The sequence below is a fragment of the Hahnella aquatica (SeqCode) genome (assembly GCF_965194505.1).
Lineage (GTDB): Bacteria > Pseudomonadota > Gammaproteobacteria > Burkholderiales > Burkholderiaceae_A > Hahnella > Hahnella aquatica.
Map to the genome: position 1 here is coordinate 926310 of NZ_OZ239144.1, position 20276 is coordinate 946585.

Annotated in this window: 19 protein-coding genes and 1 tRNA gene; all 20 read left to right on the forward strand. The window is 60.2% G+C overall.

Annotation, left to right across the window (positions count from 1 at the left end):
• Positions 1-10 precede the first annotated feature (10 nt).
• Positions 11-643: an NADH-quinone oxidoreductase subunit C gene (locus AC8GDA_RS04825; protein ID WP_506555415.1), complete on the forward strand. Its 633-nt coding sequence runs from the start codon at positions 11-13 to the stop codon at positions 641-643.
• Complete coding sequence (locus AC8GDA_RS04830; RefSeq protein WP_506555416.1) at positions 630-1883, forward strand: NADH-quinone oxidoreductase subunit D; 1254 nt, start codon at positions 630-632, stop codon at positions 1881-1883. The genes AC8GDA_RS04825 and AC8GDA_RS04830 overlap by 14 nt, the downstream gene beginning before the upstream one ends.
• Complete coding sequence (nuoE, locus tag AC8GDA_RS04835) at positions 1880-2419, forward strand: NADH-quinone oxidoreductase subunit NuoE (protein ID WP_506555417.1); 540 nt, start codon at positions 1880-1882, stop codon at positions 2417-2419. Before AC8GDA_RS04830 ends, nuoE begins: the two co-directional genes overlap by 4 nt.
• Positions 2419-3753, forward strand: coding sequence for an NADH-quinone oxidoreductase subunit NuoF (gene nuoF, locus AC8GDA_RS04840; protein WP_506555418.1), 1335 nt, complete (start codon positions 2419-2421; stop codon positions 3751-3753). Before nuoE ends, nuoF begins: the two co-directional genes overlap by 1 nt.
• Before the next feature lie 18 nt (positions 3754-3771).
• Positions 3772-6135, forward strand: coding sequence for an NADH-quinone oxidoreductase subunit NuoG (gene nuoG / locus AC8GDA_RS04845; RefSeq protein ID WP_506555419.1), 2364 nt, complete (start codon positions 3772-3774; stop codon positions 6133-6135).
• A complete protein-coding gene (gene nuoH / locus AC8GDA_RS04850; protein WP_506555420.1) occupies positions 6135-7208 on the forward strand; it encodes an NADH-quinone oxidoreductase subunit NuoH in 1074 nt (357 codons plus the stop codon). The genes nuoG and nuoH overlap by 1 nt, the downstream gene beginning before the upstream one ends.
• 15 nt (positions 7209-7223) lie before the next feature.
• The gene (gene nuoI / locus AC8GDA_RS04855; RefSeq protein ID WP_506555421.1) at positions 7224-7712 is read left to right on the forward strand and encodes an NADH-quinone oxidoreductase subunit NuoI; all 489 of its coding nucleotides are present in this window, start codon (positions 7224-7226) and stop codon (positions 7710-7712) included.
• Between the two features lie 11 nt (positions 7713-7723).
• Positions 7724-8323 carry an NADH-quinone oxidoreductase subunit J gene (locus tag AC8GDA_RS04860; protein ID WP_506555422.1) on the forward strand — a complete coding sequence of 200 codons (600 nt, stop codon included), beginning with the start codon at positions 7724-7726 and terminating at the stop codon, positions 8321-8323.
• Positions 8320-8625: an NADH-quinone oxidoreductase subunit NuoK gene (gene nuoK, locus AC8GDA_RS04865; RefSeq protein ID WP_506555423.1), complete on the forward strand. Its 306-nt coding sequence runs from the start codon at positions 8320-8322 to the stop codon at positions 8623-8625. The genes AC8GDA_RS04860 and nuoK overlap by 4 nt, the downstream gene beginning before the upstream one ends.
• 3 nt (positions 8626-8628) lie before the next feature.
• Positions 8629-10626, forward strand: a complete 1998-nt coding sequence (nuoL, locus tag AC8GDA_RS04870; RefSeq protein ID WP_506555424.1) for an NADH-quinone oxidoreductase subunit L — start codon at positions 8629-8631, stop codon at positions 10624-10626.
• Positions 10623-12155, forward strand: a complete 1533-nt coding sequence (locus AC8GDA_RS04875) for an NADH-quinone oxidoreductase subunit M (RefSeq protein WP_506555425.1) — start codon at positions 10623-10625, stop codon at positions 12153-12155. Before nuoL ends, AC8GDA_RS04875 begins: the two co-directional genes overlap by 4 nt.
• A complete protein-coding gene (gene nuoN / locus AC8GDA_RS04880; protein WP_506555426.1) occupies positions 12152-13630 on the forward strand; it encodes an NADH-quinone oxidoreductase subunit NuoN in 1479 nt (492 codons plus the stop codon). The genes AC8GDA_RS04875 and nuoN overlap by 4 nt, the downstream gene beginning before the upstream one ends.
• Positions 13627-13932: a DUF2818 family protein gene (locus tag AC8GDA_RS04885; RefSeq protein ID WP_506555427.1), complete on the forward strand. Its 306-nt coding sequence runs from the start codon at positions 13627-13629 to the stop codon at positions 13930-13932. The genes nuoN and AC8GDA_RS04885 overlap by 4 nt, the downstream gene beginning before the upstream one ends.
• Entirely contained in the window at positions 13929-14543 is a 615-nt protein-coding gene (locus AC8GDA_RS04890) for an NUDIX domain-containing protein (RefSeq protein ID WP_506555428.1), read from the forward strand. Before AC8GDA_RS04885 ends, AC8GDA_RS04890 begins: the two co-directional genes overlap by 4 nt.
• 2 nt (positions 14544-14545) lie before the next feature.
• Positions 14546-15073, forward strand: coding sequence for a phage holin family protein (locus AC8GDA_RS04895; protein ID WP_506555429.1), 528 nt, complete (start codon positions 14546-14548; stop codon positions 15071-15073).
• Positions 15070-16191 (forward strand): DSD1 family PLP-dependent enzyme, encoded by a 1122-nt coding sequence (locus AC8GDA_RS04900; RefSeq protein WP_506555430.1) that lies wholly within the window; start codon positions 15070-15072, stop codon positions 16189-16191. Before AC8GDA_RS04895 ends, AC8GDA_RS04900 begins: the two co-directional genes overlap by 4 nt.
• 23 nt (positions 16192-16214) lie before the next feature.
• A tRNA-Ser gene (locus tag AC8GDA_RS04905) sits at positions 16215-16304 on the forward strand.
• 92 nt (positions 16305-16396) lie between these two features.
• Positions 16397-17671 (forward strand): PQQ-dependent sugar dehydrogenase, encoded by a 1275-nt coding sequence (locus AC8GDA_RS04910; RefSeq protein WP_506555431.1) that lies wholly within the window; start codon positions 16397-16399, stop codon positions 17669-17671.
• Between the two features lie 58 nt (positions 17672-17729).
• A complete protein-coding gene (locus tag AC8GDA_RS04915) occupies positions 17730-18056 on the forward strand; it encodes a c-type cytochrome (protein WP_506555432.1) in 327 nt (108 codons plus the stop codon).
• A gap of 178 nt (positions 18057-18234) precedes the next feature.
• Entirely contained in the window at positions 18235-20238 is a 2004-nt protein-coding gene (locus tag AC8GDA_RS04920) for a TonB-dependent receptor family protein (protein WP_506555433.1), read from the forward strand.
• Positions 20239-20276 lie beyond the last annotated feature (38 nt).

Here is a 20276-nt window from a genome sequence, read left to right on the forward strand (position 1 = left end):
AGCCCAACAGATGTCCGCCACTCCGGAATCCAAAGACACGCCCGCTGCAGCCGCCGCCCAGGACGCCCTGGCCAGCGCAGTTGTTGGTGCGCTGGGTGGGCTGGCCGAGAAGGTTTCGGTGTCTCTTGGTGAGGTGACCCTGGAGGTGCGACCCACCAACCTGTTGGCCGCGGCCGAATCGCTTCGAGACCACCCAGACCTGGCCTTCGACACCCTGGTCGATCTCTGTGGCATGGACTACCAATCCTTTCGAAATGCGCCATGGTCTGGCCGCCGGTTTGCCGTGGTCTCGCATCTTTTGTCTGTGGCCAAGAACCAGCGCCTCCGACTTCGCGTCTTCTGCGAGAACGACGACTTCCCCACGGTGGAGTCCCTCACGGGCGTGTGGCCGGCGGCGAACTGGTACGAGCGCGAGGCGTTCGACCTCTTCGGAATCTTGTTTGAGGGCCATTCAGACCTGCGCCGAATCCTCACCGACTACGGCTTCATTGGCCATCCATTCCGCAAGGATTTTCCAGTCTCGGGCCATGTGGAGATGCGTTACGACCCTGCACAGCAACGGGTGATCTACCAGCCCGTCACCATCGACCCTCGTGAGATCACACCGCGCGTGGTTCGAGAGGACACCTATGGCCGAGCTTAAGAACTACACCCTCAATTTCGGCCCCCAGCATCCGGCCGCCCACGGTGTGCTCCGACTGGTGCTCGAACTCGATGGCGAGGTCGTCCAGCGGGCCGACCCGCACATTGGCCTTCTGCACCGCGGAACCGAAAAGCTGGCAGAGTCCAAGACCTTCCTTCAGTCCGTTCCATACATGGATCGCCTGGACTACGTCTCGATGATGTGCAACGAGCATGCCTATGTCATGGCCATCGAGAAGCTCACCGGGGTCACTCCGCCCGTTCGAGCCCAGTACATCCGTGTCATGTTCGATGAGATCACCCGAATCCTGAATCACCTGCTCTGGATCGGCGCCCATGGCCTCGACGTTGGCGCCATGGCGGTCTTCCTCTATGCCTTCCGCGAGCGGGAAGACCTCATGGACTGCTATGAGGCGGTGTCTGGTGCCCGTCTGCATGCCGCCTACTATCGGCCCGGTGGCGTCTATCGCGATCTTCCCGATGCCATGCCCCAGTACGAAGAAAATCGGCTGCGCAGCAAATCTCAGATTCGCCGGCTGAACGCCAACCGCGACGGCAGCCTGCTCGACTTCATCGAAGACTTCACGAATCGTTTCCCTGCCTGCGTAGACGAGTACGAGGCGCTGCTCACTGACAACCGCATTTGGAAGCAGCGTTTGGTTGGCATTGGGGTGGTCTCGCCGGAGCGCGCCAAGGCCCTTGGCTTTACCGGTCCCATGCTTCGGGGCTCCGGCGTTGCCTGGGATCTGCGCAAGACCCAGCCCTACGAGGTCTACGACCAGATGTCCTTCGACATTCCCGTTGGCAAGGAGGGCGACAGCTACGACCGCTACCTGGTTCGAGTGGCGGAGATGCGAGAGAGCAACAAGATCATTCGGCAGTGCGTGGACTGGCTGCGGGCGAATCCCGGCCCGGTCATGACCGACAACCACAAGGTGGCCCCGCCCGACCGGGTGAGCATGAAGTCCAACATGGAAGAGCTGATCCACCACTTCAAGCTCTTCACTGAAGGGTTTCATGTCCCCGAGGGTGAGTGCTACAGCGCCGTCGAGCACCCCAAGGGAGAGTTCGGCATCTACCTGGTGTCCGACGGTGCCAACATGCCGTACCGGCTCAAGATCCGCGCCCCGGGCTTTGCACACCTTCAGGCGCTCGATGAGATGTCCCGTGGCCACATGATTGCCGACGTCGTCACCATCATTGGCACGCAGGACATCGTCTTCGGAGAAATCGACCGATGAGCGTGCAGATGCCCCTGACCGAGCAGCCTCGGCGTCTCCTCTCCGATGCGTCTTACGCCAAGATCGATCGTGAGCTCACGAAGTACCCGTCCGACCAGAAGCGGTCGGCCGTGATGTCTGCCCTGCGAATTGCCCAGGTGGAGCACGGCCAGATCACACCAGACCTCGAGGCCGAGATCGCCGCCTACCTCGAGATGCCGCCCATGGCGGTGCACGAGGTGGCCACCTTTTACAACATGTACAACCTCAAGCCGGTGGGCTGCTACAAGCTCACCCTGTGCACGAACCTGCCTTGTGCCCTGCGCTCGGGCAATCATGCGGCAGCCTACCTCCAGCACAAGCTCGGCGTGGGCTTTGGTGGTACCACGCCCGATGGTCTCTTCACCCTGCAAGAAGGGGAGTGCCTTGGGGCCTGTGGCGATTCCCCCGTGATGCTCGTGAACAATCACAAGATGTGCAGCTGGATGTCCAACGACAAGATCGACGCCCTGATCGAGGAGCTTCGCGCCGGGGCGGCCACAAAAGGAGAACGCTGATGGGTGCACCCGAGATCCCCTTCATCGACACCTGTTTCCACGGTCGTCACATCTCACCCCAAATCCTCGCAGACCTCACACCAGAGGCCTGGCACCTCAAGGACTACGAGGCCAGGGGCGGCTACCTTGCGCTCAAGAAGATTCTGGGAGCCGACGGTGGCCCGGGCATGACTCAAGAGGAAGTCATCGCAGAACTCAAGACCTCCGCCCTTCGGGGCCGCGGCGGTGCGGGCTTCCCCACAGGCCTGAAGTGGAGCTTCATGCCGGCCAAGCTCCCCGTGCAGAAGTACCTGGTGTGCAATTCCGACGAGGGCGAGCCCGGCACCTTCAAAGACCGCGACATCATTCGCTACAACCCGCACATCCTGATCGAAGGCATGGCCATTGCGGCCTATGCCATGGGCATCACGGTGGGCTACAACTACATTCACGGTGAGATCTGGGCCGAGTACGAGCGTTTCGAGTTGGCCCTGGATGAGGCCCGGGCGGCGGGTTACCTTGGCGAGAACATCCTCGGCCGTGGCTTTTCCTTTCAGCTGCATGCCCACCATGGCTATGGCGCCTACATCTGCGGTGAAGAAACGGCCCTGCTGGAATCTCTCGAGGGCAAGAAGGGGCAGCCTCGGTTCAAGCCACCCTTTCCCGCGAGCTATGGTCTCTACGGCAAGCCCACCACCATCAACAACACCGAGACCTTCTCGGCCGTGCCTTGGATCATTCGCAATGGCGGTCAGGCCTACCTCGAGGTGGGCCGCCCGAACAATGGCGGCACCAAGATCTTCTCCATCTCCGGCGATGTGGAGCGTCCGGGCAACTACGAGATCCCGCTGGGCACACCCTTTGCAAAGCTGCTCGAGCTGGCCGGGGGCATGCGAGACGGCCGCAAGCTCAAGGCCGTCATTCCCGGGGGCTCCTCCATGCCCGTGCTGCCGGCCGAGATCATGATGGCCACCGACATGGACTACGACTCCATTGCAAAGGCTGGCTCCATGCTCGGCTCGGGCGCGGTCATTGTGATGGACGAGACCCGATGCATGGTGCGTTCACTGCTCAGGCTGTCGTACTTCTATCACGAGGAATCCTGTGGCCAATGCACACCCTGCCGCGAGGGCACGGGCTGGCTCTGGCGCATGGTCAAGCGTGTGGAGGAGGGCAAGGGCACCCTCGAGGATCTCGACCAGCTCAACCGCGTGGCCGACAACATCCAGGGCCGAACCATCTGTGCGCTTGGCGATGCTGCCGCCATGCCGGTGCGGGCCTTCCTCAAGCACTTTCGGCATGAGTTTGAACACCACATCACGCATGGGCGCTGCATGGTGCCCGACTACCTCTAGCGCTGAAGGCCAGACCCCATGATTGAACTCGAGATTGATGGCAAGAGGGTGGAGGTTGCGGCGGGCAGCATGGTCATGGATGCCGCCACGAAGCTCGGTCTCTATGTTCCACATTTCTGTTATCACAAGAAGCTGTCGATCGCCGCCAATTGCCGCATGTGTCTGGTCGAGGTCGAGAAGGCGCCCAAGCCGCTCCCGGCCTGTGCCACTCCCGTGGCCGCGGGCATGAAGGTCTTCACGGCCAGTGAAAAGGCCAAGCAGGCGCAAAAGGGTGTCATGGAGTTCCTGCTCATCAACCACCCCCTCGACTGTCCCATCTGCGACCAAGGCGGTGAGTGTCAGTTGCAAGACCTCGCCGTGGGCTATGGCCCAAGCGCATCTCGTTACACCGAGGGCAAGCGAGTGGTCTTCCACAAGCCCATGGGCCCGCTCATCTCGGCCCAGGAGATGTCTCGCTGCATTCACTGCACGCGCTGTGTCCGCTTTGGCCAAGAGATTGCCGGCGTCATGGAACTTGGCATGGCGGGTCGCGGCGAGCACTCCGAGATCATGAGCTTTGTGGGCAGTGCCGTCGAGAGCGAGCTCTCCGGCAACATGATCGATGTCTGCCCCGTGGGCGCGCTCACGAGCAAGCCTTTCCGCTACCAGGCCCGCACCTGGGAGCTCGCCAGACGCCGCTCGGTCAGCCCCCACGACAGCATTGGTAGCAATGTCATCCTTCAAACCAAGGGTTCGAAGGTACTTCGCGTCGTTCCTTATGAACAGGAGGCCGTCAATGAGTGCTGGATCTCCGACCGCGATCGCTTCTCATACGAGGGCCTCACGTCTGAAGATCGTCTGACGGTTCCCATGCGCCGCACGGCAGACGGCCGGTGGCATGAGATCGACTGGTCGGAGGCACTCTCCGAGGCAGCCAAGATTCTTCGGCAGGCGTCTGGCCGGGGGGTGAACCGGGTTCGAGGATTCGCCTCGCCCATGTCGACACTCGAAGAGCTGGGTCTGCTTGCACGGCTGATTCGAGGCCTGCAGAGCGATGCAGTCGACTTCCGGCCGCAGTTGGTGGAGCCGGGCTTCGACTCTCGAGTCTCCGGCGTGCCCACCTTGGGAATGCGCCTCGAGGAGGTCAACGGCCTTGAGCGGGTTCTGGTGGTGGGCGCACAGCTCCGCGCGGAGCTGCCGCTCCTGGCCCAACGCCTGCGCCAGGCGGCCCGTCGGGGTGCGCATGTGCACACGCTGCATGCCTACGCCGAGCCATTGCTGATGCCCGTGGCGAGTCAGACGGTTGCCGCTCCATCGGCCTGGGTCTCGGAGATCGATCAGCTTTTGCATGCGGCGAGTAGCAATGCGAACGTCGATGCATCTGCTGCTGCTCGGCTGGTGGCCTCGCTGCGGTCTGCACCCAATGGTGGTGAGCGTGCAGCCATTTTTCTTGGTGCGGCGGCGCTCGCCCATCCGCAGGCCTCCTTGCTCATCGACAAGTGTCAGACGCTTGCGCAGGCGCTGGGCTGCAGGTTTGGGGTGCTGCCGGTGGGCGCCAACGGCGTTGGTGGCTACATCGCCGGCGCCCTGCCCACGTCCGGGGGTCCGGGGGGTGCAGAGCTATTCAATGAGACACACGCGGCCTATCTGCTCGTGCACCTGGAGCCCTCGCTCGATCTTGCCATGGCACCCGCGGCTGTTCAGACGCTTCAGGCCGCCCGAGACATCTCTGGCGTGGTGGCGCTCACCGCCTACCGCTCTGCGGCGGAGTCGGTTGCAAGCCTGATGCTCCCGATCGCCCCCTACACCGAGACCTCCGGCAGCTTCGTGAATCTTGAAGGACGCCTTCAGTCGTTCCAAGCGGCGGTGCCCCCGCAGGGCGCCACGCGGCCAGGCTGGAAAGTCCTTCGCGTGCTGGGCAACCTGCTCGACGTGCCGGGCTTTGACCAGGCCTCCTCCGAGGAAGTCCTCCAAAGCCTTCTCAAAGTGGCAAGCCCCGGCGACATCCTGCCTGACCTCCCGGCCCTCTCCGTCACGGGTCTGCCTCGCGAGGCGGCTGCGGGCGGGCAGGGCGGCTTTGAGCGGATTGGAGAGATGTCCATCTACATGTCCGACCCCATCGCGCGTCGGTCCCCGCCATTGCTCGAGACGCGTTCATCTGCAGCTCCTCGGGTTGCCATGCACCCGGAAGACATGGTGGCCATTGGCGCCAGCGCCGACATGCTGCTCAACCTCGAAACAGGTGGCCATCGCGTACAGTTGCTGCCCGTGGCCGACCCGGGCCTTGCCCGCGGTGTGGTTCGTGTGCCCCTCGGGCATCCGGGCCTTGCAGCCATCAACATGACCGGCGGACACTTAAATGTCTCGATCGCCAAGCAGCGTGTGGCGGTGGGAGTGGCCTGATGCTGGAGTCCACCATCCTGTCTTTTTCTCAGTTCGGCAGCAGCCTGCTAGGGCCGGCGTGGCCTGTCGTCTATAGCCTCATCAAGATCGCCCTGATTGTGCTGCCCATTCTTGGCATGGTGGCCTACCTCACGCTCTGGGAGCGCAAGCTCATTGGTTGGATGCATGTGCGGCTCGGTCCCAATCGGGTGGGTCCATTGGGTCTGCTCCAGCCCATTGCCGATGCACTCAAGCTGCTCACCAAAGAGATCATCCTGCCGGCACAGGCCAACAAAGGTCTCTACCTGCTCGCCCCCGTCATGACCATCATGCCGGCCCTGGCTGCCTGGGCTGTCATTCCGTTTGGCCCCGAAACCATACTCGCCAACGTGAATGCTGGCCTGCTGCTCTTGCTGGCCATCACCTCCATGGAGGTCTACGGCGTCATTCTGGCCGGCTGGGCCTCGAATTCGAAGTACGCATTCCTTGCGGCCATGCGGGCATCGGCCCAGATGGTGTCCTATGAACTGGCCATCGGATTTGCAGTGGTCGTGGTGCTCATGGTCTCAGGAAGCCTCAACCTCATCGACATCGTGCAGGGCCAGCAGCAGGGCACCTTCCATGAGGCAGGCCTGAATTTCCTCTCCTGGAACTGGCTGCCTTTGTTGCCCATTTTCGTGGTGTATTTCATCTCGGGTGTGGCCGAGACGAACCGCCATCCCTTCGATGTGGTGGAGGGAGAGTCGGAGATCGTGGCGGGCCATATGGTCGAGTACTCGGGCATGGCCTTTGCCATCTTCTTCTTGGCCGAGTATGCCAACATGATCCTCATCTCCGCGCTGGCGGCCCTCATGTTCCTGGGCGGCTGGGATGCACCGGTGGCCGCCTTGGCCTTCATTCCAGGATGGATCTGGCTGGGCTTAAAGACATTCCTGGTCGTGAGCGTGTTCATTTGGATGCGCGCCTCGTTCCCCCGCTACCGCTACGACCAGATCATGCGTCTGGGCTGGAAGATCTTCATCCCCGTCACGCTGGTCTGGCTGGTGGTGGTGGGTGTGTGGATTCAGACCCCTTTCAACATTTGGGCTCGTTAGTCCGAAGGCACCGACATGTCCTCCATCACCCACTTCCTGAAGTCCTTTCTGCTCCTAGAGATGCTGGCCGGCATGGGCGTGACGCTCAAGAACCTCTTCGCGCGCAAGATCACCGTCCAGTATCCAGAAGAGAAGACGCCCATGTCTCCCCGGTTCCGAGGCCTGCATGCCTTGCGTCGGTATCCCAACGGCGAGGAGCGTTGCATTGCCTGCAAGCTGTGCGAGGCCGTCTGCCCTGCGAAGGCCATCACCATCGAGTCAGAGGTCAGGGACGATGGCAGCCGTCGAACCACCCGCTACGATATCGACCTCACCAAGTGCATCTTCTGTGGGTTCTGCGAGGAGAGCTGCCCGGTCGACTCCATCGTCGAGACCAACATCCACGAATACCACGGTGAGAAACGAGGCGACCTCTACTTCACAAAAGACATGCTGCTGGCCGTGGGCGACCGTTATGAACCAGAGATTGCAAAGGCGCGTGAGGCCGATGCCCGTTTTCGATAAGGCCCCTCATCATGCATGAGTCGACCGCTGGTTACTTCTATGCCTTTGCAGCCATCCTGGTCTTTGCTGCGGCAAAGGTCATCACTGCGAGAAACCCCGTGCATGCCGCCCTGTACCTGGTGCTCTCGTTCTGCTCTGCGGCAGCCCTTTGGCTACTGCTGCGTGCGGAGTTCTTGGCCATCACGCTGGTGCTGGTCTATGTCGGCGCTGTGATGGTGCTCTTTTTGTTCGTGGTGATGATGGTCGATCTCGACCTCGACAAGATTCGCAAGGGCTTCTGGGCGAACCTTCGAGTGGCCCTGCCCGTTGGGCTTCTCATCGTCTTTGAGATGGGCGCAATTCTTTTCCGAAGTTTTCAGGTGCCAGAGGCCGCAGCCCCCGTGGTCACGGAGGTCAGCAACACCAAGGCCCTCGGGAAGATTCTCTACACCGATTATTTCTTTGCCTTCCAGATTGCCGCGGTGGTGCTGCTCGTCGCAATCGTGGCGGCCATTGCCCTGACACTGCGCCGACGCAAGGACAGTCGGCATCAAGACCCGGGCGAGCAGGTCAAGGTGCGCGCCCAAGACCGCCTGCGGATGGTTCAGTTCAAAGACGGGAGGCCACAGTGATCACGCTGGCCCACTACCTCATTCTTGGCGCCATTCTGTTTGCCCTGAGCGTGATTGGCATCTTTATGAATCGTAAGAATTTGATTGTCCTGCTCATGGCCATCGAGCTTATGCTGTTGGCGGTCAACCTCAATTTCATTGCCTTCTCACACTACCTTGGCGATCTTGCGGGCCAGGTCTTCGTGTTCTTCATTCTCACGGTGGCGGCGGCCGAGTCTGCCATTGGCCTGGCCATTCTGGTGGTGCTCTTTAGAAACTTGAAGACGGTCGAGGTGGAGCAGCTCGATGGGCTGAGGGGTTAGACCATGATGTCCGTCTACCTCATTGCTGCGCTGTCCCCGCTCGTGGGCGCCATTCTGGCGGGCTTCTTCGGCAAGGCCCTGGGCCGTGTGAACAGCCATCGAATCACCATTCTGGGCGTGGCCATTTCTCTGGTTGCGTCTTTGGTTGTATTGCAGGATGTCCTCGAGGGCAACACATTCAATGGCGCGGTCTACACCTGGGCCACGGTGGGCAGCCTCAAGATGGAAATTGGCTTCCTCATCGACAGCCTCACCGCCACGATGATGGTGGTCGTCACGTCGGTCTCGCTCATGGTCCACATCTACACCATTGGCTACATGGAAGATGACGACGGCTATCAGCGGTTCTTTAGCTACATCTCCTTATTCACGTTCAGCATGCTCATGCTGGTCATGAGCAACAATTTCCTCCAGCTCTTTTTTGGCTGGGAAGCGGTGGGTCTGGTGTCCTATCTGCTCATCGGTTTTTGGTACAAGAAGCCCACGGCCATCTTCGCCAATATGAAGGCCTTCCTGGTCAATCGTGTGGGTGACTTCGGGTTCATCCTCGGCATCGGGCTTGTGGTGGCCTACACGGGCAGCCTCGGCTACACCGAGGCATTTGCTGCGGCCAGTGCCATGGCAGGCGACACCATTGAGCTCATCCCTGGCGAGGTCTGGCCGCTCTTGGCGGTGGCCTGCATCTGTCTCTTCATCGGCGCCATGGGCAAGTCGGCCCAGTTCCCCTTGCATGTCTGGCTTCCAGACTCCATGGAGGGCCCCACGCCCATTTCTGCGCTCATCCACGCGGCCACCATGGTCACCGCGGGCATCTTCATGGTGGCCCGCATGTCTCCGCTCTTTGAGCTCTCCGACATCGCACTCTCGTTTGTGATGATCATCGGCGGCATCACGGCGCTCTTCATGGGCTTTCTGGGCATTGTTCAAAACGACATCAAACGGGTCGTGGCCTACTCCACGCTCTCTCAGTTGGGATACATGACCGTGGCGCTGGGTGCCTCGGCTTACTCCGTTGCGGTCTTTCACCTGCTCACCCATGCATTCTTCAAGGCCTTGCTGTTTCTGGCGGCCGGCTCGGTCATTATCGGCATGCACCATGAGCAGGACATGCGTCGCATGGGGGGGCTGTGGAGGAAGATGCCCATCACCTATGTGGTGTCATTGCTGGGCTCCCTTGCGCTCATCGGTGCGCCGTTCTTTGCGGGCTTCTATTCGAAGGACATGATCATCGAGGCGGTGAGGGCATCGAACCTCATTGCGGCACCGGTGATCTACGTCATGCTGCTGATGGGCGTCTTTGTCACGGCCTTCTACAGCTTCCGCATGTTCTTCTTGGTGTTTCACGGGCGGCCCCGCTGGGCCGATGCAGGCCACGGGCATGATCACCACGGCCATGGTGGTGAGCCACATGAATCGCCGTGGGTGGTGACCTTGCCACTCATTGCGCTTGCAGTGCCCTCCGTGTTGGCGGGGCACCTGCTCATCGAGACCTTCCTGGTGAGCGACTTCTTTAATGGCGTGATCGTGGTCGACCCATCGCATCCCGCCATGGCAACCCTTGGCGCCTACTTCAAGTCGGCCACTGCACTGGCCTTACATTCTGTGGAGACCTGGCCGTTCTGGCTTGCGGTGTCGGGAGTGGCCTTGGCCGCCGTGTTCTATCTCTGGCTACCTGCCGTGCCAGCCAGCATTGCACGGCAGTTTGGCTGGCTGCATCGCCTGCTCGAGGAGAAGTACTTCATGGATGCCTTTAACCAGCGTGTCTTTGCTGGCGGTGCCCACGGACTCGGCACTGGCCTGTGGCGTCGTGCGGATCAGGCCATCATCGATGGATTCTTTGTCAACGGTTCGGCGCGGCTCGTGGCGGTCTTTGCTTCCATTCTGCGGCTCGGCCAGACAGGCTTTCTCTATCACTACGCCATCGCGATGATCCTCGGCGTTGCCTTGCTGCTCTGGTGGTTCGCACCCTTGTCGGTGGGGCCCGTGACCATGCCCAAATGAACACCATGCAAACCATGACCTCCGCCGGCCTGCCCTGGCTCTCCATCTCGATCTGGTTTCCCATTCTTGCGGGGATGGCGATTCTCTATTTGGGCAAGAAAGAGGTCAGTCAGGCGGGGCAACTTCTCGTGCGCCGGGTGGCCTTGGCGGCCTCTGTGATTGGCTTTCTGGTGACGCTACCCCTGATTGCTGGCTTCGACCTCTCACAGAAGGGCTTTCAGTTTGTGGAGCAGACGGGCTGGATCGCTCGATTCAACATTCAGTATTTCCTGGGCATCGACGGCATCTCGCTCTGGTTCATCCCACTCACAGCGCTGATCACCATTTTTGTGGTGGTGGCCGCCTGGGAGGTCATCGAGGACCGCATCGCCCAGTACATGGGCGCATTCCTCATGCTCTCGGGGCTGATGATCGGCGTGTTTGCGGCCCTCGATGGCATCCTTTTCTACATCTTTTTTGAGGCCACGCTCATTCCGATGTACCTCATCATCGGCATGTGGGGCGGGCCGCGTCGGGTCTATGCGGCCTTCAAGTTTTTTCTCTACACCCTGCTGGGGTCTCTGCTCACGCTGGTGGCCATCATCTACCTCTACAGTCAAAGCGGAAGCTTCGAGATTCCCGCCTGGCATCAGCTGCCACTCGACCTGCCCACCCAGATCGCCATCTTCTCGGCATTTCTCATTGCCTTTGCGGTGAAGGTTCCCATGTGGCCGGTTCACACATGGTTGCCGGACGCCCACGTCGAGGCGCCCACTGGGGGCTCTGTGGTGCTGGCGGCCATCATGCTCAAGCTTGGGGCCTACGGCTTCTTGAGGTTCTCGCTTCCCATTGCACCGGATGCCTCCCACGAGCTCGCAGGCCTCATGATTGCCCTCTCGCTGGTGGCGGTGGTGTACATCGGGCTGGTGGCCTTGGTTCAGGAGGACATGAAGAAGCTGGTGGCCTATTCATCCATTGCCCACATGGGCTTTGTCACCCTCGGATTCTTCATCTTTTCCTCGCTCGGTGTGGTGGGTGGCATTGTTCAGATGGTGTCGCACGGGTTTGTCTCGGGAGCCATGTTTTTGTGCATTGGGGTGCTCTACGACCGGATGCACACTCGGCGGATTGCTGACTACGGCGGTGTCATCAACCGAATGCCGAAGTTCGCTGCACTCTTTGTCTTCTTCGGCATGGCCAATGCCGGCCTGCCGGCCACGAGTGGCTTCATCGGCGAGTTCATGGTGATTCTCGCGGCGGTTCAGTTCGACTTCTGGGTTGGGCTGCTGGCTGCAACAGCCCTCATTCTTGGTGCCGCCTATACGCTCTGGATGATCAAGCGGGTGATCTTCGGTGAGGTGGCCAACGACCACGTCGATGCCCTGAAGGATGTCAATGGGCGAGAGTTTGGAATGCTCATGGCCGTGGCCTTCTTGGTGCTGCTCATGGGTGTCTGGCCCGCGCCGTTTACCGACCGCATGACCACCTCGGTGGAGGCACTCCTGGCCCATGTGGCTGTTTCCAAGCTTCCTGTGGGGGTCACGCCATGACTGCGGCCACGCTGAACTTCTCCACCATTGCTGTCGAGATTGCACTGCTGCTGCTGCTCTCGTTGGTCATGCTGCTCGACCTCTTCTCCAAGCTCCGTGAGCAGGCGGTGCACATCACCAGTGTGCTGGGCCTCTTGCTGCTGGCTGCATGGCAGGCCGTCGAGATCGGCAGTCTCACACCGACGGTGGGCATGAACGGCCTTGTGGTGGTCGACCCGATGGGCGCATTCCTGAAGGCCGGTGCAGCCCTTGCCACGGCAGTCACCCTCATTTATGCGCGACGAACCCTGGCCGATCAGGCCATGGGCAGTGGTGAGTTCCACCTCTTCGCGCTCTTTGCCCTTCTTGGCGGCTTTGTCATGATCTCAGCCAATCACCTCCTCACGATTTACATGGGGGTGGAGTTGCTGTCCCTGTCGCTCTATGCGGCGGTGGCGCTGCGCCGCGACAATGCCTTGTCGACCGAGGCGGCCATGAAGTACTTCGTGCTCGGCGCCCTGGCCTCGGGCTTCCTGCTCTACGGCATGTCCATGATCTACGGTGCGACGGGCAGCCTCGAGATCACCACCATCCAAGACAAGCTTGCGGCTGGGTCAGCCGACCGGCTCGTGATGGTCTTTGGCACCGTGTTTCTGGTGGCCGGCCTCGCCTTCAAGCTGGGGGTGGTGCCCTTCCACATGTGGGTGCCCGATGTCTACCAGGGCGCCCCGACGGCCACGGCGCTGCTCATTGGTGCAGCGCCGAAGTTTGCAGCCTTTGCCATCACCATTCGCCTGCTGGTCTCTGGCCTGATCGGTGTGGCGGTGGATTGGCAGCAGATGCTGCTGGTGCTTTGCGTGCTCTCGCTGCTGGTGGGCAACCTGGTGGCGCTCGTGCAGACCAATCTCAAGCGCATTCTGGCCTACTCCACGATCGCGCACATGGGCTTTATGCTCCTGGCGATTGCCTCGGGCGTGCTGGGCGAGCGCACCGATGGCGCGGTGAATGCCTATGGCGCCTCGATGTTCTATGTGGTCACCTACGCACTCACCACCTTGGGAAGTTTTGGTGTGATCCTTCTGGCGTCCTCTAAGGGATTTGAGTTCGACACCTTGGATGACTTCAAGGGGCTCGCCAAGACGCGCCCAGACCTCGCCTGGATCATGCTCATTGTCGTGTTCTCCCTGGCGGGCATTCCGCCCACGGTGGGCTTTTACGCAAAGCTTGCGGTGCTTGAATCCGCCGTGATGGCAGGCTATGTCGGGCTGGCCATCTACGCCGTGATGACCTCCCTCATCGGCGCCTTCTTTTACCTGCGGATTGTCAAGGTGATGTTCTTTGATGAGCCGGTGCGAGAGCATCCGGTGCCCAGCATTTGCCAGGTCCAGCGTTCGCTTCTTTCGGCCAATGGCATTGCTGTGCTGCTACTGGGTGTGCTGCCAGGCCCGCTCATGGCCTGGTGTGTTCAGGCCATACGGGTGTCTCTCGGTACATGAACGTTAACTCTGCAGCCATGCTTTGGCTATTGATTGGCCTTGCCTTGGCCAGCCTGCCATTCCTCACGGAGCGACGCTTTGGTGTCCTGGTGCGTGGGCCCAAGCCATTCTTCTTTCGGCTACTGGAGCTGCTCGTGGGCTATGGGCTCATGCTGCTCATTGGCTTTGCGCTGGAGGGCGCGGTCGGTCGGGTGCACACACAGACCTGGAACTTCTACGCCATCACCTTTCTGCTCTTCCTGGTGCTGGCGTATCCCTCGTTTGTCTGGCGGCACCTTCGGCGTCGGCCCAGCGGCTCATGAGCCTGCCGGATCCCCGGCCTCTTCCAATGCCCGGGGAGCCCAGCCCCGGCCTCTCTGAGGCACGGCAGTCTGGAGACCTCGTCTATGAGGGGGTGCTGCTGAAAATTCATCGCGATGTGGCCACGGCAGCCGACGGCCATGCATGCATTCGGGAGTACACGATCCACCAGGGCGCGGCGGCCATCGTTCCCCTCATCGGACCTGGCCGTGTCCTCATGGAGCGCCAATGGCGTTATCCCCTGAACCGCAGTTTTTTGGAGTTTCCCGCAGGCAAGCTCGATGCTGGCGAGCCCCCGTTACAGGCGGCTCAGCGCGAGCTTCAGGAGGAGACGGGATACCGTGCTGGGCGTTGGGCACCCCTGGGGCCCATGCACCCCGTCATCTCATACTCCACCGAGGTGATTCATCTCTTTATGGCCACCGATCTGGTGGCTGGTGCCAGCGCGCGTGAGGCAGGCGAGTGCCTGGAGGTGGTCGAGGTTGGCATTGACGATCTCTTTGCACGCATCCAGGCGGGTGAGGTCACCGACGCCAAAACGCTCTCCGCAGCATTCTGGCTCTCGCAGATGAGATCGGGTGCATTTGTTCCGCATTGGCAGGACGCGGCCTAGCCATGTTCTCGCAGCTCACGGTCGTGCGGCTGGGCTGGATGTGGATCAGCGCAGCCGTGGCGCTCTGGATCACCGATGCCATCTTCGACAGCATCTGGTTTGATGGCTTCGCTAGCGTTGCAGTCAGCGCGCTCGTGCTCACCCTGGTGAACCTCACCTTGAAGCCCTTGCTCATGCTCCTAAGCCTGCCCTTCATTGTGATGAGCCTGGGCCTGGCCATCCCCCTGCTCAATGGCCTGGTGCTTCTGGTGGTGGCCGAGCTTGTCACGGGCTTTCATATCTCTGGCTATTGGATGGGCGTGGCAGCCGGCCTGGCCGTGTCTTTTGTAACTTTTTTGTTGGCCGTGGCCACGGGGCAGCGCCTCATGCGTGTTCAGGTGGGGGGCGGCCGAGGCGTGCAGGGCCGACGTGAGCAGCAACGGCCTCCGCCGTCGGGTGGTGCCTCGTCATCGGGCAGGCCCTCGGCCCCGCCCGATGATGATGTCATCGATGTGGAGGTGCGTGAGAAGAAGGAGTCGGATCGACCATGACCAGCCCAGTACCGGCCTCGGTGGGCCATGCCCTGCGTGAGCTCGACACGCCTTGCCTCACCCTCGACCTCGATGCCTTTGAGCGCAATGTCGACCGTTTATTTGAATCGCTTCGGGACTTCCCAGGCGCGGTTCGTCCGCACGCAAAGAGCCACAAATGCCCCGAGCTGGCCCGCCGATTGGTGGCCAAGGGGGCTGTAGGCATCTGTTGTCAGAAGGTGAGCGAGGCAGAGGTCTTCGCAGACCACGGCATTGAGGACATTCTGGTGGCCAACGAGTTCGTGGGTGAGGCCAAGCTGCGGCGTTACCTGGGCTTGGCCCGGCGAGTCCCGCGTCTTGCCTGCTGTGTGGACGACCCGCGCCAGGCGGCGGCCTTATCGACGGCTGCTGTGCAGGCCGGGCTGGTGCTTCAGGTGCTGGTGGAGGTGGATGTTGGTCAGGGCCGCTGCGGTGTGGCCGATGCGGAGGCTGCGGCTGCCCTGGCCATGACGGTGTCGAGTCTGCCAGGACTGTCCTTCTCGGGCCTGCAGGGCTACCACGGCGCCGCACAGCACTTTCGTTCGGCTGACGAGCGGGCTGCGGCCATCTCCGCAGCATCGGCCAAGATGGCCCGCATTCGAGATGCCCTGGCCCAGCAGGGGGTGGTCTGCAAGACGATCACTGGCGCGGGCACGGGCAGTTACTTGTTGGAAGCGGCCTCCGGGGTCTACAACGAACTGCAGCCAGGCTCGTTTGTATTCATGGACGTCGACTACCGACGCAATCGGCTCGAGGGCAGCTCCATGCCGGCCTTTGAGCAGTCGTTGTTTGTGGCGGCAACCGTCATGAGCCAGCCCACTGCCCAGCGGGCCGTGGTCGATGCCGGCCTGAAAGCCTTTAGTGTCGACTCCGGCCTGCCCGAGTTGGTTGGTGTGTCGGGGGCGCGGTACGTGAAGGCATCCGATGAGCATGGTGTCCTGGAGGTGGATGCGGGTGCAGCAGTGGCGCTCGGGGATGTCGTCCGCATTTCCCCCGGTCATTGCGACCCCACCGTGAACCTCTACGACCACCTTGTGGTGCTCCAGGAGGGTTTGGTGAAGGACGTCTGGCCCATCGCGGCCCGAGGATGCCTCGCCTAGCCTCTTGCTACACTAAGAGCCGTGGAAGCGTGGCAGAGCGGTTGAATGCACCGGTCTTGAAAACCGGCGAAGGGGCGACCCTTCCGTGAGTTCGAATCTCACCGCTTCCGCCATTTACGGGTATTCACCAGTTCAATTGCAAAGAGATGTCTCATAGCGTGTTGATACGGTTAACTCCGTAAAAACAACGATCCAAGGGGACATCATGAGGAAATCAGGCGTTTCAATTGCTGGGTATATGCTGGCGGCGGCATCCCTGCTAGGTACCGGCACCGCATATGCCTTGTCGGTCAAGGCAGAAAACTTTCTGCAGACAGAGTCGCCATGGGACATGGCGTTCTTAAAAGACAACACAATGTTCTTCACCGAGAAGTGCAAGGGTTTGTCTGTTCGCCTTCCGGCCGGTGGTGTCAATCGCCTTTTGGGTGTGGGCGGAAGCAAGGGCTACTCGCAAACGAAGAATGATCTCTTCTGCGATGGCCAGGCAGGGGTCCAGGGGGTTGCGGTCGACCCAGAATTCGACAAGAACCGTTTTGTTTATCTGTATTCGAGTTCCAAGGGCGCTAACCGCACCTACGGTGGTTACAACAACATCGTGATGCGGATGAAGGTCAGTGCCGATCTCAAGTCGGTCTCGGACATCGTTGAGATCATCAATGACATCGGCTACAAGCCCAAGGCATCAAACCATCCCTTTGGCGGCCCTGGTGCCCACAACGGGGGTCGTCTTCGCTTTAATCCGGGCGATGGCTTTCTCTATGTCACAACCGGTGACAACCACAGTGGTCCAGGCCCACAGAGCCCCACCGAGATTCGGGGTAAGGTCCTTCGGGTGGATCGGGATGGCAAGCCGGCAGCTGGGAATAATCCACCTGCTGGCTTCGACAAACGCATCTTTGCTTATGGGTTCCGCAACCCACAGGGCATTGCCTTCCGTCCGGGCACGAATGAGCCTTACATCTCTGAGAATGGCCCGTGGCACAGCGATGAAGTCACCAAGCTCGCCAACGGTGGCAACGGTGGCTGGGATCCACGTGGCAACGTGAATGGCCGCCCCGAGTGCCCAGACAACTACTGCGGCTACTCGCCCAACCAAATGGGCGCGATGGAGCCAAAGAAGCGGGCCGAGTTCATGTCCATGACGGACACCAAGGCCTATCCGAAGGCCATGACACCCGCTTGGAACAACAACGGGCTCTCCCAGGGTATGTGCGGCAGCGTCTTCCTTGTCGGCAAGCAGTGGAAGGAGTGGGAAGGTCGTCTAGCGGTTGGCTATGCTGGTATCGGCATTCACGGCACCCCGACAGGAAACCGGATCGACATTCTGGACATCTCCAAGGACGGCAAAACGGCCAAGCGTGAGGAAGTTCAGTGGCCGACCTTTGCAGGTCGTTTCCGTCATGTCTCGCTCGGGCCTGACGGTGCGCTCTATGTCGCTGACGAGGGCGGTGGCATGATCTACCGTGTAACACCCAACTGATTGGGTCTGAAGAAGAACGCGCTGCAGCGATGCAGCGCGTTTTTTATGGAGAATAGAAATGCGTAATGTTGCTCTGGCTCTTGCTGTTGGTATGGTTGCGGCAATTCCATCTCATGCCGTTTATGCAGACACCGAGGAATTGAAGGTGCTGCTCCAGCGAAACAACTGCCTGGCCTGTCATGCCATTGACAAGCGCAAGTACGGCCCGATCCTTCAGGAGATCGCCGCCAAGTACGCTGGAAAGCCTTCGGCCGTTCAAGAGTTGGCAGTCAAAATCAAGGCTGGAGGCTCTGGCGTGTGGGGCGCCGACATGATGCCCCCGCAGCCCCATGTATCGAATGCAGACGCAGAGCGCATGGCCAAGTTGATCATGGCCCTGAAGTAGTTGTCCCGGGGCAGTACCCCCTTGTAAGGGCCATCCAGAGTTCATTTGCCTTACAACCGTTCACTTGGGTTCTGAGACCATGAGAAGAGATGTTTTCCCCCTCACCATTGTTGCAGCTGCAGTGCTTTCTGCTCTCTCGTCACCCGCCCGAGCAGACACTCTGCTAGACGAGACGGTGGTGACCGCGAGCCGCTCTGAGCAGACAATCTTTGATGCGCCTGGGTCCATCGACTCCGTGAATCGGGAGCGGATCGAGGCGTCTGGCCCTCAGATCAACATCAGTGAGTCGCTCGGCTTGGTGCCTGGGATCAATGTCGCCAATCGAAATAACTACGCCCAGGATCTTCAGATCTCGATTCGGGGTTTTGGGTCGCGTGCGCCGTTTGGCGTGCGCGGTGTGCGGCTGATGGTGGATGGCCTTCCCCAGAGCCTGCCCGATGGCCAGGGCCAGACGTCTCAGTTTGCTGCTTCGTCAACCTCGCGCATCGAGGTGCTTCGTGGCCCACTGGCAGCGCTTTACGGCAACGCCAGCGGCGGTGTTATTCAGGCGTTCACGCGAGATCCATCCGAGAAACCCGAACTCACGGTGACGGGCTATGCCGGTTCAGATGAACTTTACCGATCGTCTATTCAGTATTCAGAGACCCGTGGTGACTATGGGCTGGTTTTTGACTACGGGGCGTTGTCCTCAGAGGGATTCAGACAATACAGCGCAGCCGAGCGGCACCACATCAACACCAAGCTCGTGAAGAAGGGCGAGGGCTCCAAGACCACCTTCATTCTGAATGCATTGGACCAGAAGAAGTCGGAAGATCCGGGAAGTCGTGATCAGAGCAGCTTTCGAAGTGCACCTTACGCGGCTTATTCAGCCAACGTCAGCAATAGAGCGGGCAAGAACTTCGTTCAGACAATCGCTGGTTTTGTCCACGAGGTGGGAACTCAAGGAAGTGGGTTGACTTCGGTTCGAGCCTATCTTGCAACTCGAGATCTTGACAACCCTGGAAGCGGTACCACGTATCTCTTAATCAATAGGATTCAAGGAGGGCTTGGCGCAGATCACCAGCAACCAGTGGCTGCTCTCGGGTTAGATGGTCGGTTGACTTTTGGTGCTGAGCTTGACCAGGTGACCGACGATCGAAAGCAGAGAACGAATACTGTTGGTGTGGCTACGGGGGACCTAAGTCGCAATGAAGATAACTTGGCAACTAATTTCGGGATTTTCGCGAGAGGCGACTGGTTCTTGAGCGACGCAAATACAGTCACTACGGGCGTAAGACTCACGCAGGTCAAGCTGCAGGTAAAGGATTATTTCCCTACCGGCGTTATCGGATCAGGAAGCCGAACCTACACCGGAGTCAGTCCAGTCATCGGACTTGTGCGACACCTGAGCCCTGTGCAGAACCTCTATATAAATTTCGGCCAGTCCTTCGAGACGCCGACACTGAACGAGGTACTCTACACACCAATCACTTGCAATCCCCCTACCCCTACCACATGCACTGAGAATAAGTTCTATGGCCTGGATCCTGCGAGCTCACGACAACTTGAGGCGGGTTGGAAGTTTCGGCGCTCTCAGAGCGGTTTTCTGACAGCCAGCGTTTTTCTTACTCGTACAAAGAATGACATCGTCCCTGAGTTCCTCAGCTCATTTGCGGCTTCGTGGCAGAACGTCAATACGGAGCGCAAGGGCTTAGAGCTCGGGGGGCAGTGGCGCTGGAGCAGGAACTTCTCCTCGGCTGTGGGCTTCACCTTGATTGACGCCACGTATAGACAGAATGACGAAATCCGGACTTCGTCCGATCCAACCGTCATACGCAAGGGTAATAAGCTCCCCAACACTCCAAGCGATCGCACCCGGATTGAGCTTCGCTATCGGAGCACGGAGATGGCCAAGAAGAATGTTCCTGTATTTCAGTCGACCCTGGAGTTGATCTCGGTCGGCGAGGTCTATGTCCGCTCGGACAATACCGAGAAGACCTCCCGATACAACCTGGCTAACTTGAGTCTGAGTGCGAACAAGCCGCTGGGCCATGGATTCGTGACAGGCTACCTTCGAGTCGACAATCTGACCGACAAACTCTATGCCGCTTCCACTATTGGAGACCAGGAGGCTGGACGGTACTACGAGCCCGGCGCACCCCGCAATTGGCTGTTGGGTGTGAAATACTCCGTGGCGCTCTAGAACCACTGTTCGTTCACTGCGGCTTGCCCATAAAAGAA